Below are 14,723 nucleotides of genomic sequence, written 5' to 3'. Positions count from 1 at the left end.
TGTTGGGGCGGGGAATCGGGAATCGGGAATCGCGGCGGATGATGCGGGCCAGCGCCTGCGTGGGTGTTCGATTTCCGAGTCTTGACTGATTATTCCGATGCGCAATGGTGCGAGCTGGCGGCGGGCGTGCTGCATTGACGGACAGCTCATGCCACGCCAGGCGCTTGCTCGAGTCGATGGCCTTGCCTTGATCGCGCACTGGCTCGACTAGCGATTGCGATCTGCAAGCCTTGCCGCAGTGGTGCGTCGATGCGTGCCATTCCCATTCTCAGGATCTGCACACCGGCTTGGCCAGAGTTGCCGCATGCGCAACGGCAACGGACAACTTGGCGATCTGGTGGTGCTTGGCCCCGAAGGCCTGTATTGCCCGCAGGGCGACTTCCATATCGATCCCTGGCGGCCGGTGCCACGTGCGGTGATCACGCATGGGCATGGCGACCACGCACGCAGCGGCATGGGCGAATACCACTGCACGCACGAGAGCTTGCCGATCCTGCAGTGGCGCCTGGGCCAGCAGGTCTATCACACGCATGCCGACGGCGAAGCCTTCGAACTGGGACGCGCGCGGGTGTCGTTGCATCCGGCCGGGCATGTGCTCGGCTCGGCGCAGGTGCGCATCGAGGTGGATGGCGAAGTCTGGGTTGCATCGGGCGACTACAAGCGCCAGCACGATCCCACCTGCAAACCGTTCGAAGTGGTGCCCTGCGACACCTTCATCACCGAAGCGACCTTTGGGCTGCCGGTGTATCGCTGGCCGGATACCGCCGATGTCGCGGCCGACATCGTCGCCTGGCGCCACGAATGTGCAGAGCGCGGCGAGGCCGCCATTCTGTATTGCTATGCCCTGGGCAAGGCGCAACGCGTATTGGCGGAATTGCGCGCCTGGGATACGCAACCAGCCTTGCTGCATGGCGCGATTGCGGTGGGCGTGGAGGTGTATCGCCAGGCCGGCATCCCGATGCTGGATACCCAACCGGTCAGCGAACATGCGCGTGGCGCCGACTATGCCGGGCAACTGGTCCTGGCGCCGCCATCGGCGGCCGGCAGCGCCTGGATCCGTCGCTTCCGGCACGCGCAACAGGGTTTCGCATCGGGCTGGATGCGCATTCGCGGCAATCGCCGTCGGCGCAACTATGACCGCGGTTTTGTGGTGTCCGATCATGCCGACTGGCCGGACCTGCTGCGCACCATCGAAGACACCGGCGCACGGCGGGTGATCGCCACCCACGGCAACACCGATGCCTTGATTCAGCACCTGCTGGAACGCGGCGTCGCTGCCGAAGCCTTCCGTACCGATTTCGGAGCCGAGGAATGAACCCCTTGCCTGCACGTCGTTATGCGCGCGCGCGCCCACGGATCCGCTTGACCGGCGCACTCGCGTTCCGTCGCCACGCATTGGCGTTTCGCGTGCACCGCGCACTGCCGGCGGCGGTGATCGGGCCGCCACGGCCTTACCGGCGCCTGCGCTGCCTGGGCGCATTTACGCGGCGCGCGCTGGAACTGCGTGCTGCCGACAACCGCACCAAGCTGCAGGGCGCGGCGTGAAGCGATTTGCCGCGTTGTACCGCACCCTGGATCGCAGCACCGGCACGCTCGACAAGCGTGCAGCCTTGGTCGCGTATTTCCGCAGTGCGCCACCGTTCGATGCGGCGTGGGCGCTGTATCTGCTGGCCGGTGGCAAGGTGGCCAGCACGCGCATGCGCATCGCCAGCAGCGGCGAACTGCGCGAATGGATCACCGACACCGCCGGCATCGCCGACTGGCTGGTGGCCGACAGCTACGACCATGTCGGCGATCTGGCCGAGACCCTGGCCTTGTTGCTGGACGACCCGATCGCCGAGGCGGCCGATCTGCCGTTGGCCGAGTGGATTGAACAGCGGTTGCTGCCGATCGCCAACCAGGACGTGGAGGTGCGCAAGGCCTGCATCGTGCAGGCGTGGCGCAGCCTGGCTTTCGATGAGCGCCTGGTGTTCAACAAGCTGCTCACCGGCGCCCTGCGCGTGGGGGTGTCGCAGCGACTGGTGCAGCAGGCGCTGGCGGAGATGTCCGGGATAGAGATCGCGCGCATTGCACAGCGCATGCTCGGCAGCTGGCGGCCGCATCCGGGCTATCTGGCCACTCTGCTGACCGCCGAGGAACTGCCCGGCGATCGCCAGCAGCCCTACCCGTTCTTTCTCGCCTCGCCACTCGAAGCCGAGGTCGAAACGCTGGGCGCGGTCGATGACTGGTTGCTGGAATGGAAGTGGGACGGCATTCGCCTGCAGCTGATCCGGCGCGCTGGCGAAGCGGCGTTGTGGTCGCGTGGCGAGGAACGCCTGGATGGCCGTTTCCCGGAGATCGAACAGGCCGCGCTGCAGTTGCCCGACGGCACGGTCATCGATGGCGAGCTGCTGGCCTGGCAACCGGAGCAGTCCTTGCCGATGCCGTTCACCGCCTTGCAGACGCGCATCCAGCGGCTCAAGCCCGGGCCGAAGACATTGGCGGCGGCGCCGGCGCGCGTGGTCGCTTACGACTTGCTCGAACTCGATGGCGAGGATTTGCGCGAGCGCCCCTTGCAGGAGCGTCGCGCATTGCTGGAAGGCGTGCTGAGCACGCTCGCCGACCCGCGCATCGTCGCCTCGCCGCTGGTGCAGGCCGGCGACTGGCAGGCAGCCGCGCAGTTGCGGCTGGATGCGCGCGAGCGCGGCGTGGAAGGGCTGATGCTCAAGCGCGCCAGCTCCAGCTACCAGTCCGGCCGCCGGCGCGGCGACTGGTGGAAATGGAAGATCGACCCGCTCACCATCGATGCGGTGCTGCTGTACGCGCAGGCCGGCCATGGCCGCCGCAGCACGCTGTATACCGACTACACCTTCGGGCTGTGGCACGAGGGCCAGCTGGTGCCGATCGCCAAGGCCTACTCGGGGCTGGACGACAAGGAGATCCTGCAGCTGGATCGCTGGATCCGCGCCAACACCACCGAACGCTTCGGCCCGGTGCGTGCGGTCACCGCGCACCATGTCTTCGAACTGGGGTTCGAAGCGGTCAACCGCAGCGCGCGGCACAAGTCCGGCATTGCGGTGCGCTTCCCGCGCATCCTGCGCTGGCGACAGGACAAGCCGATGAACGAGGCCGATCACCTGAGCAGCCTGCAGGCGCTGGCACGGTGAGTGTTGCGGCGCAGACGCGCGGCACGCCCTTGCAGCAATGGCGTGCCTGGTTCGCGCAGCGCGGTTGGGCGCCGTTGCCGTTTCAACGCGATGTGTGGAAGCGCTATCTCGCGGGCGAGTCCGGCTTGCTGCATACCCCCACCGGCAGCGGCAAGACGCTGGCAGCCTTCGGTGGGCCGCTACTGGAGGCCTTGTCCACGCGTGGACGCAAGCCGGCGAGCAAGCCCGCCGCGGCCGCGCGACGCCAACAGCAGCGCACGCTGCAGGTGCTGTGGATCACGCCCCTGCGCGCACTCGCCGCCGATACCGCACGCGCGCTGCGCGAGCCGGTGGAGGCCCTGGGGCTGGATTGGCAGGTGGGCCTGCGTACCGGCGACGCCAGCGCGCGCGACAAGCGGCTGGCGCGCAGCGGCAAGCTCGATGTGCTGGTCACCACGCCCGAATCGCTGGCCTTGCTGTTGTCGTATCCCGACACCGCGCCGCAGCTGTCGGCACTGCGCTGCGTGATCGTCGACGAATGGCATGAGCTGCTCGGCAACAAGCGTGGCGTGCTGCTGCAGCTGTGCCTGGCGCGGCTGCGCGGCTGGGCGCCGCAGCTGCGCATCTGGGGCCTGTCGGCAACGCTGGGCAACCTGGCGCAGGCGCGCGACGTGCTGTTGCCGCATCGCCCCGATGCCGCGCTGGTGTCGGGCGTCAAACCCCGCGCGATGACCCTGGAGACGCTGCTGCCCGACAGCGGCGAGCGCTTTCCGTGGGCCGGGCATCTGGGCCTGGCGCAGCTGGCGCGCGTGCTGCAGAAGATCATGCAGCAGCGCACCAGCCTGGTGTTCACCAATACGCGCGCCCAGGCCGAGTTGTGGCATCAGGCCTTGAGTGCGGTGTGGCCGGACGATCTGGCCACGCTCGCGTTGCATCACGGCTCGCTGGACCCGTCCTTGCGCGCGGCGGCCGAGCAAGGCCTGCGCGACGGCAGCCTGCGTTGTGTGGTCGCCACGTCCAGCCTGGATCTGGGCGTGGACTTCCCGGCTGTCGATCAGGTGCTGCAGGTCGGCAGCCCCAAGGGCATTGCGCGCCTGCTGCAACGTGCCGGCCGCGCGCGCCACCGTCCGGGCGAATCCGGGCATGTGGTGTGCGTGCCCTCGCATGCGCTGGAACTGGTGGAATACGCTGCCGCGCGACGCGCCATCGTGCATGGCCAGATCGAGGCACGGCCGCCGCCGCGCCTGTCGCTGGACGTGTTGGCGCAGCACTGCGTGACCCTGGCATTGGGCGGCGGTTTTCAGGCCGATGCCTTGTTCGAGCAGGTGCGCGGCACCGATGCGTTTGCGGCACTGGATCACGCCACCTGGCAGGCGGTGCTGGACTTCATCGTGCAGGGCGGCAGCGCGCTGGCGCATTACCCGGATTTCCACAAGGTCGTGCGCGACGAGGAAGGCGTGTACCGGGTCATCGACCGGCGCGTCGCGCTGCGGCATCGCCTGTCCATCGGCACGATCACCAGCGACGGCAGCGTGCGCGTGCAGTTCCTGCGCGGCGGCCGCCTGGGCGCGGTGGAGGAGCAGTTCGTCGGCCGCCTGCGCCGTGGCGATCGGTTTCAGTTTGCCGGCCGTTTGCTGGAGCTGGTGCGGCTGGAAGACATGACCGCCTACGTGCGCGTGGCCAAGGGTGGCAGCGGCGTGGTGCCCAAATGGATGGGTGGACGCATGCCGTTGTCGTCGGCCCTGGGGCGCGAGGTCGAAGCGGTGTTTGCCGATCCCGGCGACGCGCCGGAAATGCAGGCGCTGGCGCCGTTGCTGCGCCTGCAGGCCTCGCTGTCCTCGCTGCCCGGCCCGGACCATTTGGTGGTGGAAAGCATCAAGGCGCGCGATGGCCGGCACGTGTTCGTGTATCCGTTCGCTGGCCGCCAGGTCAACGAAGGGCTGGCCGCGTTGCTGGCAGCGCGCTGGGGCAGGCGTCAGCGCAATACCTTCAGTTTTGCTGCCAACGATTACGGATTCGTGCTGTCACCGGCGCAGGATGTGGAACTCGATGCAAACGTCCTGCAGGCGTTGCTGTCGCCGGAGGGTTTGTTTGCCGATCTGCGCGACAGCCTCAACCTGGGCGAACTGGCACGCCGCCAGTTCCGCGAGATCGCGCGCGTGGCCGGCTTGCTGTCGCCATCGCTGCCTGGCCGTGCACCACGCAGCCTGCGGCAGCTGCAGGCCTCCAGCGGATTGCTGTACGACGTATTGCAACGTTTCGACCCCGATCACCTGCTGCTTGCCCAGGCCGAGCGCGAAGTGTTCGAAGGTCAGCTCGAACTGGCGCGGCTTGCGCATGCACTGGAAGATTGCGCGCGGCGCGAACTGCGCCTGTGCAAACCGCGCAGCCTCACCCCACTGTCGTTTCCATTATGGGCCGAACGCGTGCGCGGCCAACTGAGTACCGAAGACTGGAAGGCCCGCGTGTTGCGCGCTGCCGAACAACTGGAGCGTAAACATGGGCGATAGCGTGCAGTTGCAGCTTGCTGGCGAAACAGTGGAACTGCTCGGCGAACGCGCGCTGTATCGACCGGCGCAACGCGCCTTGCTGATCGCCGACCTGCATCTGGGCAAGGCCGATGTGTTCCGTCGCGCCGGCATCGGAATGCCGGCCGGCGGCACCGCGCACGATCTGGAGCGGCTGGATGCGCTGCTGCAACAGCGCACGGTGGACGCGTTATGGATCCTCGGCGACCTGCTGCACGGCCCCGTACCGCGCGCGGCCTGGCATCGCCGCTGGAGCGCATGGCGCGAGCGCCATTGCGCGTTGCGCGTGATCGCCATCCGCGGCAACCACGACCGCGCGTTGGCCGGTGCGGATCTGCACATCGAAGCGGCCGGCGAACAGGTCGAAGATGGTCCCTTCGTGCTGCGCCACGATCCGCTGCCGCATCCGACCGGACACGTGCTGTGCGGGCACCTGCATCCGCTGGCCGCACTGCCCGGCATGTCGCGTCGCTGGCCGGCGTTCTGGTTGCGCGAGCGCGTCACCATCCTGCCGGCGTTCTCGCATTTCACCGCGGGCATCGTGCCAACGCTGGTCGAAGGCGAGCGCCTGGTCGCCTGCGTGGAAGACGATGCGCTGGCATTGCCGGTGCGTTAGCGGGCGCGGCACTGCGTAGGCCGCCGCTTCTTCTATGCGGCCGCTTCGGCCTTGTCGACGGCAACACGCGGCACCGGTTGCGCCAACGCGTCCACAAAGTCCGGCGCCAGTGCCAGCTTGCCGAACCAGCCGTGCTGGGTGCCGCTGAGCACCCGCAGCATATGCCCGCGTCCGCCGGGCACGCGTCCCATCGGGCGCAGCAGCAGATCGCGCCCGTGGGCCCAGAGATCTCGTTCGGACTGGAACAACGGTGTCAGCCAACGGCTCCAGCGGTGATAGATCGCCACATGCGCCTGGCGCTCGCGCTGATAATGCTGCAAGGCCGCATCCAGATCGGCGCCGACCCGCAAGGCATCGCGCATCGCCAACGCATCCAGCAGCGCCATGTTGACGCCCTGCCCCAGCTGCGGACTCATCGCATGCGCGGCATCGCCGGCCAGCACGAAGCGGCCGCGATGCCAGCGCGTGACCACCGCATCGCGATAACTCGCACGCGCCAATGCGCCATGCACTTGCACGGTTTCCAGACGCGCATATGCATCCGGCCACATCTGCGCAATCTCCTGCCGCCATGCGGCAATGCCGCGCTGTTCCCACGCGGCAAAATCGCTGCACGGCAGGCTCCAGAAAAAACTCAGCCGCGGGGTGGCGTCGCCCGGGCGCGTGCCCACCGGCAGCAGGCCGATCATCTTGCGCGCGCCGACATAGCGCTGGCGCAACTCATCGACGAACGGCCAGTCCTCGCGTGGCAGCAAGCACCACAACGCACCCCACGGATACACCCGATCCAGCCGCGTGCCCTGCGCCTGCGCGCGCAAGTTCGATGCAGAACCATCGGCGGCGATGATCAGATCGTAGGGGCCGTGCCAGTGCCCGCGCTGGTCCTGCACGCGCGCGCCGTCGTGATCGATCGCAGTGATCTGGGTATCCACATGCAGCTGCGCGTGCTCTGGCCAGGCTTCGCGCAACAGCGTAAACAAGGCGCCGCGCTGCATGCCCAGGCCCATCAGCCGCGCATCCAGATCGCGGTACTGCATGTCCATCACCGCGCGTCCGCACGGTGTTTCGCCATACAGCCGGCGCACCGGTGCGCCATGCGCGAGCGCCTGCGGCAGCAAGCCCATCTTCCACAGCACCTGCAACCCGCTAGGCTGCAGCAGGAAGCCCGCTCCCACCGGCCCGGGCGTGGCGGCACGTTCGAACACGTCCAGCCGGTGCCCGTCGGCGCCCAGCAGCACGGCCAGTGCCTGCCCCGCCGTTCCATAACCCACTACCGCAATGCGCAATGCTCGCTGCATGTCCTTCGCTCCCTGGACGGCACCGCCCCCGCATGGGCCGATGCAAAAAAAACCCCGCCGTGGCGGGGTTCTTCAACCGCACAATCGAGTCACATCACTCGACCGGCGTGATGTTCGAAGCCTGGGCACCCTTGGGGCCCTGGGTCACGTCATAACTGACGCGCTGGCCTTCCTGCAGGCTGCGGAAGCCCTTGGAGTTGATCGCGGAGAAGTGCGCGAAGACATCGGCGCTGCCGTCCTCCGGTGAGATGAAGCCAAATCCCTTGGCGTCGTTGAACCACTTGACGGTACCGTTCGGCATGGTGATGCGAGACCTTTGCAATAATTAATGGGTGGTGTACGGCGATGCGTACGCGCCGAGTATGCAAAGCTTATGCCCCGATGACAATCACCCGCGTGCAAGTTCGCCGATCAGCTCCGGCAATCCGGACGAGGCGGCATCGACGTTGGCCAACACCTCCGCCATGGTGATTTCCTGCGCGTCGCCACAGCCGGCCGCCCAGTTGGCCACGATCGCCAAACATGCGTATTCCAGGCCTTTTTCGCGTGCCAGAGCCGCTTCGGGCATGCCGGTCATGCCGACCAGATCGCAGCCGTCGCGACGCATGCGGGCGATCTCTGCAATCGTTTCCAGTCGCGGTCCCTGGGTTGCGCCGTAACATCCGCCGGCGACCATCGTGACGCCGGTCACCTTGGCGGCGGCGATGACCTTGCTGCGGAACATCGGCGAATACGGATGGCCGAAATCCACGTGCTGCACCTCGCTGCCTGGCTCTTCGCAGAAGGTGGACACGCGGCCCCAGGTGTAATCGATCAGCTGATCCGGGCACGCCAGCACGCGTGGGCCGAACTGATCGGTGATGCCGCCGACGGTATTGAGCGCCAGCACCCGCGCAGCACCGATTTGCTGCAGCGCAGCGATGTTTGCGCGGTAATTCACCTTGTGCGGCGGCAGCGAATGGCCTTCGCCATGGCGCGCCAGGAATGCCACGCGGTGGCCCAGCAACATGCCCACGCGAATCGGGCCGGAGGGCGCGCCATACGGTGTTTCGATGTCGTGCGTCTGCACCTGATCCAGCTGTGCGAGCTTGTAGACGCCGGTGCCGCCGATGACGGCCAATGCGATGGAAGTGGAGGACACAAGCAACCTCTGCAACGAAGGACAGGATGGTGACGCGCAGCCCTGCGCGCCGGGCTGCCCGCAGCGACGCGGGCAAACTGCGGCAGTTACTGCTTCATCGCGTAGATGGCGGGAATGCCGCGCAGCTGCTCGTTGACGTCCATGCCGAAGCCGAACACGTAACGGTCGGCCACTTCCACGCCGACGTAGTCGGCGGCCACACCAGGCACGCAACGGTCGTGACGCTTGACGGTCAACACCGCCACGCGCACGTCGGTGGCGCCCTGCTCCAGGCACCACTGGCGCACGCCCTGCAGCGTGTAGCCCTCGTCGAGGATGTCGTCGACCAGGATCACCCGGCGACCGAACAGCGCAGTGGCCGGACGGTGCTTCCACACCAGCTCGCCGCCGGTGGTTTCGCCGCGGTAACGGGTGGCATGCAGGTAATCGAACTGCAGGTCCTGGCCGCGTGCGCCCAGCTCCAGCGCCAGCTGGCCGGAGAACGGCAACGCGCCGTGCATGATGGTGAGATATACCGGCACTTCGCCGGCATAGTCGCGCGCGATCGCGTCGGCAATGCTGGCGACGGCCGCATCGATGGCAGGGCGGTCGACCAGCAGATCGGCTTGGGCCAGGGCCTGGGAAATGGTGAGCGTGGACATCAGGCAGTTGTTCCGAAAGAGGCGGAAAGGGGAGTGGTGAATGAGGCGTCGGAGCCGGCGAGCAGGCCATCCCAGCCCAGCGCGCCGCGGCCGATCAGGCCGATCAATGCTGCGGTGTTGAGGCTGCGGCCTTGCACGGCCTGCAGCGATTCGTCGACCAGTTCCGGGTGGCAGACCAGCACCACGTCGCAACCGGCATCCAGATGCGCATGCACCCGGCCGGCCACGCCGCCGGCGCTGAACGAGGCAGCCATGCCGATGTCGTCGGAGAACACCACGCCGCGAAAGCCCAGTTGCCCGCGCAGGATTTGCTCGATCCAGCGCGGCGAATAGCCGGCCGGTTCCGGGGCGACCTGCGGGTAGACCACGTGCGCCATCATCACCGCGTCGGCACCGGCCTCGATGCCGGCCATAAACGGCAGCAGATCTTCGGCCAACAGGACCTCCAGCGGACGCGGGTCGCTGGCATGGTCGACGTGGGTGTCTTCCAGCACGGTGCCGTGGCCGGGGAAATGCTTGAGCGTGGCGGCCATGCCGGCGCCGTGCAGCGCCTGCACATAGGCGCGGGTGAAGCTGGCCACGATCTGCGGATCGTCGCTGAAGGCACGATCGCCGATGGCGCGGTTGCCGCGGCCCAGGTCCACCACCGGCGCGAAGCTCAGGTCCACGCCGCTGGCACGCACTTCGCTGGCCATCAGCTGCGCATGCGCGCGCGCGGCGGCGAGCGCGGCCTCGGGGTCCTGCGCGTACTGCGCGCCGAAGCTCTGCAGCGGCGCCAGGGCGCTGTAGCCGTCGCGAAAGCGCTGTACGCGCCCGCCTTCCTGGTCCACGCAGATCAGCACCGTGCGCGGTGCGGCCGCGCGGATGGACGCAGACAGCTCGGCCACCTGCGTGCGCGAGGCGAAGTTGCGCTTGAACAGCACCACGCCGGCGACCGCGTCGTGCTGCAGCCAGTCGCGTTCCTGTGCGCTGAGTTCGGTACCGGCAACGCCGATCAGAAGCATGTTGGGGGACTCCCGGGCCAGGCGCCACGTTGGCGCAGCGCGGCATTGTCGCAGATGCGCGTTGCAGCGTCAGATCGCGCATTCAGGCAGGCCCGTGTCTCGGGCCGTCTCGGCCCGGTCGCTGCCCTTCGGCTGCAGCTCAAAGCACCTCCAGATTCGCCCGCCAGTGCGCGGCCTGCGCCTGCACCTGCTCCAGTACCTCCGGTGCCATGGCGTCGAGCTGCCGGTAGGGCAGCGCCAGGCGCTCGTTGGCGCCCAGCAGCGTGCGCTGCCGCGCCAGGAAATCCCAGTACAGCGCGTTGTACGGACAGGCCTGCGGGCCCACCCGCACCTTGCGCTGATAGCGGCAGCCACCACAGTAATCGCTCATGCGGTCGATATAGGCCGCGCCGCTGATGTACGGCTTGCTGCCGAGCAGGCCGCCGTCGGCGAACTGGCTCATGCCGACCGTATTGGGCAGCTCCACCCACTCGAACGCATCGATGTAGATGCCCAGGTACCAGCGATGCAGGGCCTGCGGGTCCAGCCCCGCCAGCAGCGCGAAATTGCCGATCACCATCAGCCGCTGGATGTGGTGCGCATGCGCGTTGGTCAGCGAATTGCCGATCGCATCGGCCAGGCAGCGCATGCCGATCTGCCCGTCCCAGAACCAGTGCGGCAGCGGCGCATGCTGGTCGAGCCGATTGGACAGCGCGTAACCGGGCATCTGCGACCAATACACGCCGCGCACGTATTCGCGCCAGCCCAGGATCTGACGGATGAAGCCTTCCACCGATGCCAGCGGCGCATGCCCGTCATGCAGGGCCGCCTCCGCGCGTGCGATCACCTCGCGCGGATGCAGCAGCTTGACGTTGAGCGCGAACGACAGCAGCGAATGGAACAGACGCGGGCTGCGCGTGCTCATCGCATCCTCGTAGCGACCGAAGTGCGGCAACGCATGCGTGATGAAGGCATCCAGGTGCTGCAAGGCTTCGTCGCGATCCAGCGGCCACGGCAGCGCATCGGCATTCGGCGCACCGAAGCTGTGCACGCCGGCTGCCTCGATGACACTCCACAGCGCGCGGTGATCGTGCGCGGCGCGCCACTCCTGCGGCGCGGGCGGATCGCCTGGCCATGGCGCACGGTTGTCGTGATCGAAATTCCAGCGCCCGCCTTCCGGCTCGCCTGCGGCATCGAGCAGGATCAGGTGGCGGCGGCGCATCTTTCGATAGAACACTTCCATGCGCCATTGGCCGCCAGCGCGAAAACACCCGGCCACCTCATCGCGCTCGGTCAGGAAATGTTCGCTGTCGACCATGCGCGTGGCGAACGGCTGCCGCGCGCACCAGTGCTGCAATGCTTCGTCCAGCCGCCATTCGTCCGGCGCCTGATACTCCAGCTGGCTGGCGCGGTAATGCGCGATCAGCGCGTCCAGATTGGCGGGAATCGATTGCCGATTGCTGGGATTGTCGATGGCCACGTAACGCACCCGATGACCGGCCTGCCGCAGACGCGCGGCAAACGCGCGCATCGCCGCGAAGATCGCCAGGATCTTCTGCGCGTGGTGCAGCACGTAGTCAGTTTCCTCGCGCACTTCCATCAGCACGTAGACCACGCCCGCATCGGTGACATCGAACCAGCTGTGTTGCGGGTTGAGCTGATCGCCCAGGACCAGGCGCAGCGTGTGTGCAGCTGGCTGCGGGTGACGCTCGGCTGCGGTCGCGTCAGGATTGCTCATCTATGCCGGACGCGTGCACGCGCACAAAGCATCGCAGCGATCGAGGTTGCACGCGCGCGCGCACTGCATAGCGGCACATGGTCTGCCATGCCTGCGCGGCCCGTTTGCGTTGGCGAACGGCCTGGCGTGCAGACGCGCTCTGCATCGACACGCCAGCGCATATCTCCCGCCGCGCATGCCACCGCATCACTCCTGCCCACTGCAGGCGGCATCGCCGGCACACACACGCGCAGCCAAGGCCACACCGCTTTGCCAGGCCCCTTCGACCTTGCCACCGGCCAACCAGTCGCCGCAGATGCCGATGCTCAACGGCGCATCCCAGGCACAGCCGATCTGCAAGGCAGGCTCAGTGCTGGCCACCGTCCAGCGATACGCATCGCAGGACTGCGGCAGGGGCAGGCCGAGCGCGGCCAACGCGGGCAACACGCTGGCAGTCACCGTTTCAGGCGTTGCGTCCAGATGCGCCCGACTCCAGTCGGCAGTGGCATGCAGCAGCCAGGTTTCCACGCCATCCCTGCCCGGCTTGCTGGCGTTGCGTGCCACCCAGCGCAACGGGCCGGCGTTGACGAACAATGCGTCGTACCCGGGGTCGACCGGCATGTCGAAACGCAGCACCACCGCCCAGGCCGGCTGCATCCGTGCGTTGGCGGCCGTCGTCGCCAGCGTGGGCGCGCCGTCCGCCAGCAATGCAGCTGCAAGCGGTGCCGGTACCGCCAGCAGCACGATGTCGAAGCGGCAGTTGCGTGTCGTTCGGTCTTCTGCCACCTGCAGTTGCCAGGTGTCGCCACTGCGCTGCAGCGATCGCACAGAGCTGCCCAACCGAATATTCAGGGCTGCCGCCAGCGCACGCGCCGGTGCGCCCATGTCCGGCACCCCGACAAAGCGCGTCAACCCGCCCTGCGACGCACGCAGGTCGGTGCCATCCCAACTGGCGACGCGCGCAGGCCAGACCGCCGCGTCACCGCGCGCAATCCATGCCTCCACTACTGCGGCAAACGCCGGGTCGCGGGCGGTGAAATACTGCGCGCCGTGATCGCACTGCCAGCCAGCGCCGCCACAGCTGCGCATGCGTCCGCCGGGCATGTCGCCCTGCTCGAACAACGTCACGGTCAATCCCGAAGCCTGCAGCCGTTGCGCGCAGGCAAGTCCTGCCAGCCCGGCGCCGATCACCGCAACCGTCCTCGATGGAGTGGGCCGCGTCATCTCGTCAGCGGCAGGCCGTTGCAACACGCCGCCGGCCGTTCACACCGCGCAGCCGTCCGGCCCGCAGGCATCGGGACCACCGATCGGCGCCGATTCGGCGGCCAGCTGCAACAGTGCCTGCGCAAAGCTCTCCGGCGGCTGCGCGCCCTGGATCAGGCTGCGTCCATCGATGACGAAACTGGGCACCGCACGGATTCCCAGCGCAGCGGCCTGCGCCAGCTGCGCCTCGACGGCAACGACGCCTTCGTCGGAGTCCAGCAGCGCGCGCACGCGGGCCTCGTCCAGACCGCCAGCGGACCCGGCAGCGACCAGCGTTTCGGTGGCACCAACGTTTTGGCCTTCGGCAAAATGCGCATGGAACAGCGCTTCGATCACGGCCTGGACATCGCCCTCGCGGCTGGCCAGCCAGATCAGCCGATGCGCGCGCAATGTGCTGACCTGCACCTGCCCACGCCCGAAATCGAACGGCAGGCCTTCGGCGCGCGCAGTGGCCTGGGTCTGCGCCAGCATCTGCTCCACGCGCGCGGCACCGCCGAACTTTTGCGCCAGCGCATCACGCAGCGGGGTCGGCTCCAGGCCAGCATCTGGGTCCAGCTGGAAGGCGTGGTAATGGATGTCCAGCGCCGGTGCCTGCGCACCGAGTGCGGCCACCGCCTGCTCGAAACGGCGCTTGCCGATCCAGCACCAGGGGCAGACCACGTCAGACCAGATATCGATGCGCATGGGCGGGGATTGGAGATTCGTCATTGGGGACTCGCAAAGCATAAACCCAATACCAAGGCAGGGACTGGGGGGGCGCAACGCAATCAGCCCCAACTCCGACGCATCGCGTTAGCTTTTACGAATCCCGAATGCCCAATCCCCAATCCCGACTTACAAATCCCCGCTCCAGTGCTTGAACGGATGCGAGGCCAGTGCCAGGTTGTAGTAGCGCACATCGTCGGTGACTTCGGCGCCGATCCACTCGGGTTTGGCGAAGGCCTCGTCGGCATTGCCGAGTTCGATCTCGGCCACCACCAGCCCGGCGTTGTCGCCGAGGAATTCGTCCACTTCCCACACATGCCCCTGGTACTGGACCAGGTGCCGGCGCTTGTCGATCAGACCGCCGACACACAGCGCCAGCAGCGCACGCGCCTCGACCACCGGAATTGGGTACTCGAACTCCTGCCGGGTATGCCCCACCTCACGCGATTTCAGATTGAGAAACGCGCTCTCGCCCTGGATGCGCACCCGTACCGATGCGTTCTGCGCACCGCTGCGCAACGCCGCCTGATCGTTGATATAGCCCTGTGCCATCGGGATCACCGCATGCGCGGCGCTGCGCCAGCCCTCGCCGGTGACCAGGAATTTGCGTTCGATTTCGATGGGCATGGGATTTTGGGGATTAGAGATTCGGGATTGGGGATTGGTCACAGCGGCTAACTGGCGGGCTTAGGGAATGCGCTCCTGC

At 67.5% G+C, this 14,723-nt stretch carries 14 protein-coding genes; 5 read left to right on the top strand and 9 right to left on the bottom strand.

Annotated features, from left to right (window positions below; translation table 11 throughout):
* Positions 1-304: 304 nt before the first annotated feature.
* Genes GGR73_RS01810 through pdeM form a run of 5 tightly spaced genes read left to right on the top strand, consistent with a single transcriptional unit; the run spans position 305 to position 6,269 of the window.
* Positions 305-1,315, top strand: a complete 1,011-nt coding sequence (locus GGR73_RS01810; protein ID WP_184455391.1) for a ligase-associated DNA damage response exonuclease — start codon at positions 305-307, stop codon at positions 1,313-1,315.
* Complete coding sequence (locus tag GGR73_RS01805) at positions 1,312-1,545, top strand: hypothetical protein (protein WP_184455389.1); 234 nt, start codon at positions 1,312-1,314, stop codon at positions 1,543-1,545. Before GGR73_RS01810 ends, GGR73_RS01805 begins: the two co-directional genes overlap by 4 nt.
* Positions 1,542-3,146, top strand: coding sequence for an ATP-dependent DNA ligase (locus GGR73_RS01800; protein ID WP_184455387.1), 1,605 nt, complete (start codon positions 1,542-1,544; stop codon positions 3,144-3,146). The genes GGR73_RS01805 and GGR73_RS01800 overlap by 4 nt, the downstream gene beginning before the upstream one ends.
* Positions 3,143-5,635, top strand: a complete 2,493-nt coding sequence (locus tag GGR73_RS01795; RefSeq protein ID WP_184455386.1) for a ligase-associated DNA damage response DEXH box helicase — start codon at positions 3,143-3,145, stop codon at positions 5,633-5,635. The genes GGR73_RS01800 and GGR73_RS01795 overlap by 4 nt, the downstream gene beginning before the upstream one ends.
* Complete coding sequence (gene pdeM, locus GGR73_RS01790) at positions 5,625-6,269, top strand: ligase-associated DNA damage response endonuclease PdeM (RefSeq protein WP_039528406.1); 645 nt, start codon at positions 5,625-5,627, stop codon at positions 6,267-6,269. Before GGR73_RS01795 ends, pdeM begins: the two co-directional genes overlap by 11 nt.
* A 32-nt stretch (positions 6,270-6,301) precedes the next feature.
* Here the strand turns inward: pdeM and GGR73_RS01785 are convergent, their stop codons facing one another.
* The 9 genes from GGR73_RS01785 to GGR73_RS01745 form a co-directional block, all read right to left on the bottom strand.
* Positions 6,302-7,567, bottom strand: a complete 1,266-nt coding sequence (locus tag GGR73_RS01785; RefSeq protein ID WP_184455384.1) for an FAD-dependent oxidoreductase — start codon at positions 7,565-7,567, stop codon at positions 6,302-6,304.
* A gap of 94 nt (positions 7,568-7,661) precedes the next feature.
* Positions 7,662-7,868 carry a transcription antiterminator/RNA stability regulator CspE gene (cspE, locus tag GGR73_RS01780; protein WP_003488188.1) on the bottom strand — a complete coding sequence of 69 codons (207 nt, stop codon included), beginning with the start codon at positions 7,866-7,868 and terminating at the stop codon, positions 7,662-7,664.
* 87 nt (positions 7,869-7,955) lie between these two features.
* Positions 7,956-8,708 carry an S-methyl-5'-thioinosine phosphorylase gene (locus GGR73_RS01775; RefSeq protein WP_184455382.1) on the bottom strand — a complete coding sequence of 251 codons (753 nt, stop codon included), beginning with the start codon at positions 8,706-8,708 and terminating at the stop codon, positions 7,956-7,958.
* An 86-nt stretch (positions 8,709-8,794) separates the two neighbouring features.
* Positions 8,795-9,349: a hypoxanthine-guanine phosphoribosyltransferase gene (locus GGR73_RS01770; protein WP_016903731.1), complete on the bottom strand. Its 555-nt coding sequence runs from the start codon at positions 9,347-9,349 to the stop codon at positions 8,795-8,797.
* Positions 9,349-10,353, bottom strand: a complete 1,005-nt coding sequence (gene nagZ / locus GGR73_RS01765) for a beta-N-acetylhexosaminidase (RefSeq protein WP_184455380.1) — start codon at positions 10,351-10,353, stop codon at positions 9,349-9,351. Before nagZ ends, GGR73_RS01770 begins: the two co-directional genes overlap by 1 nt.
* Positions 10,354-10,492: 139 nt before the next feature.
* Complete coding sequence (locus tag GGR73_RS01760) at positions 10,493-12,070, bottom strand: cryptochrome/photolyase family protein (RefSeq protein ID WP_184455378.1); 1,578 nt, start codon at positions 12,068-12,070, stop codon at positions 10,493-10,495.
* Between the two features lie 186 nt (positions 12,071-12,256).
* A complete protein-coding gene (locus tag GGR73_RS01755; protein ID WP_456362933.1) occupies positions 12,257-13,297 on the bottom strand; it encodes an NAD(P)/FAD-dependent oxidoreductase in 1,041 nt (346 codons plus the stop codon).
* Between the two features lie 15 nt (positions 13,298-13,312).
* Positions 13,313-13,996, bottom strand: a complete 684-nt coding sequence (locus GGR73_RS01750; protein WP_024938026.1) for a DsbA family oxidoreductase — start codon at positions 13,994-13,996, stop codon at positions 13,313-13,315.
* Between the two features lie 150 nt (positions 13,997-14,146).
* Positions 14,147-14,644, bottom strand: coding sequence for a CYTH domain-containing protein (locus tag GGR73_RS01745; protein WP_154831674.1), 498 nt, complete (start codon positions 14,642-14,644; stop codon positions 14,147-14,149).
* Between the last annotated feature and the right edge of the window lie 79 nt (positions 14,645-14,723).

The organism is Xanthomonas sp. F14, assembly GCF_014199865.1.
The sequence above is the reverse complement of the archived record's forward strand: the minus strand, read 5'-3'. Positions and strand labels throughout refer to the sequence as shown.

Bases quoted from the DNA above. Each gene is read 5' to 3' on its own strand.
- GGR73_RS01760 (WP_184455378.1), bottom strand. From the start codon at position 12,070: ATGAGCAATCCTGACGCGACCGCAGCCGAGCGTCACCCGCAGCCAGCT.
- cspE (WP_003488188.1), bottom strand. From the start codon at position 7,868: ATGCCGAACGGTACCGTCAAGTGGTTCAACGACGCCAAGGGATTTGGC.
- GGR73_RS01810 (WP_184455391.1), top strand. From the start codon at position 305: ATGCGCAACGGCAACGGACAACTTGGCGATCTGGTGGTGCTTGGCCCC.
- GGR73_RS01785 (WP_184455384.1), bottom strand. From the start codon at position 7,567: ATGCAGCGAGCATTGCGCATTGCGGTAGTGGGTTATGGAACGGCGGGG.
- GGR73_RS01805 (WP_184455389.1), top strand. From the start codon at position 1,312: ATGAACCCCTTGCCTGCACGTCGTTATGCGCGCGCGCGCCCACGGATC.
- GGR73_RS01745 (WP_154831674.1), bottom strand. From the start codon at position 14,644: ATGCCCATCGAAATCGAACGCAAATTCCTGGTCACCGGCGAGGGCTGG.
- nagZ (WP_184455380.1), bottom strand. From the start codon at position 10,353: ATGCTTCTGATCGGCGTTGCCGGTACCGAACTCAGCGCACAGGAACGC.
- pdeM (WP_039528406.1), top strand. From the start codon at position 5,625: ATGGGCGATAGCGTGCAGTTGCAGCTTGCTGGCGAAACAGTGGAACTG.
- GGR73_RS01770 (WP_016903731.1), bottom strand. From the start codon at position 9,349: ATGTCCACGCTCACCATTTCCCAGGCCCTGGCCCAAGCCGATCTGCTG.
- GGR73_RS01750 (WP_024938026.1), bottom strand. From the start codon at position 13,996: ATGCGCATCGATATCTGGTCTGACGTGGTCTGCCCCTGGTGCTGGATC.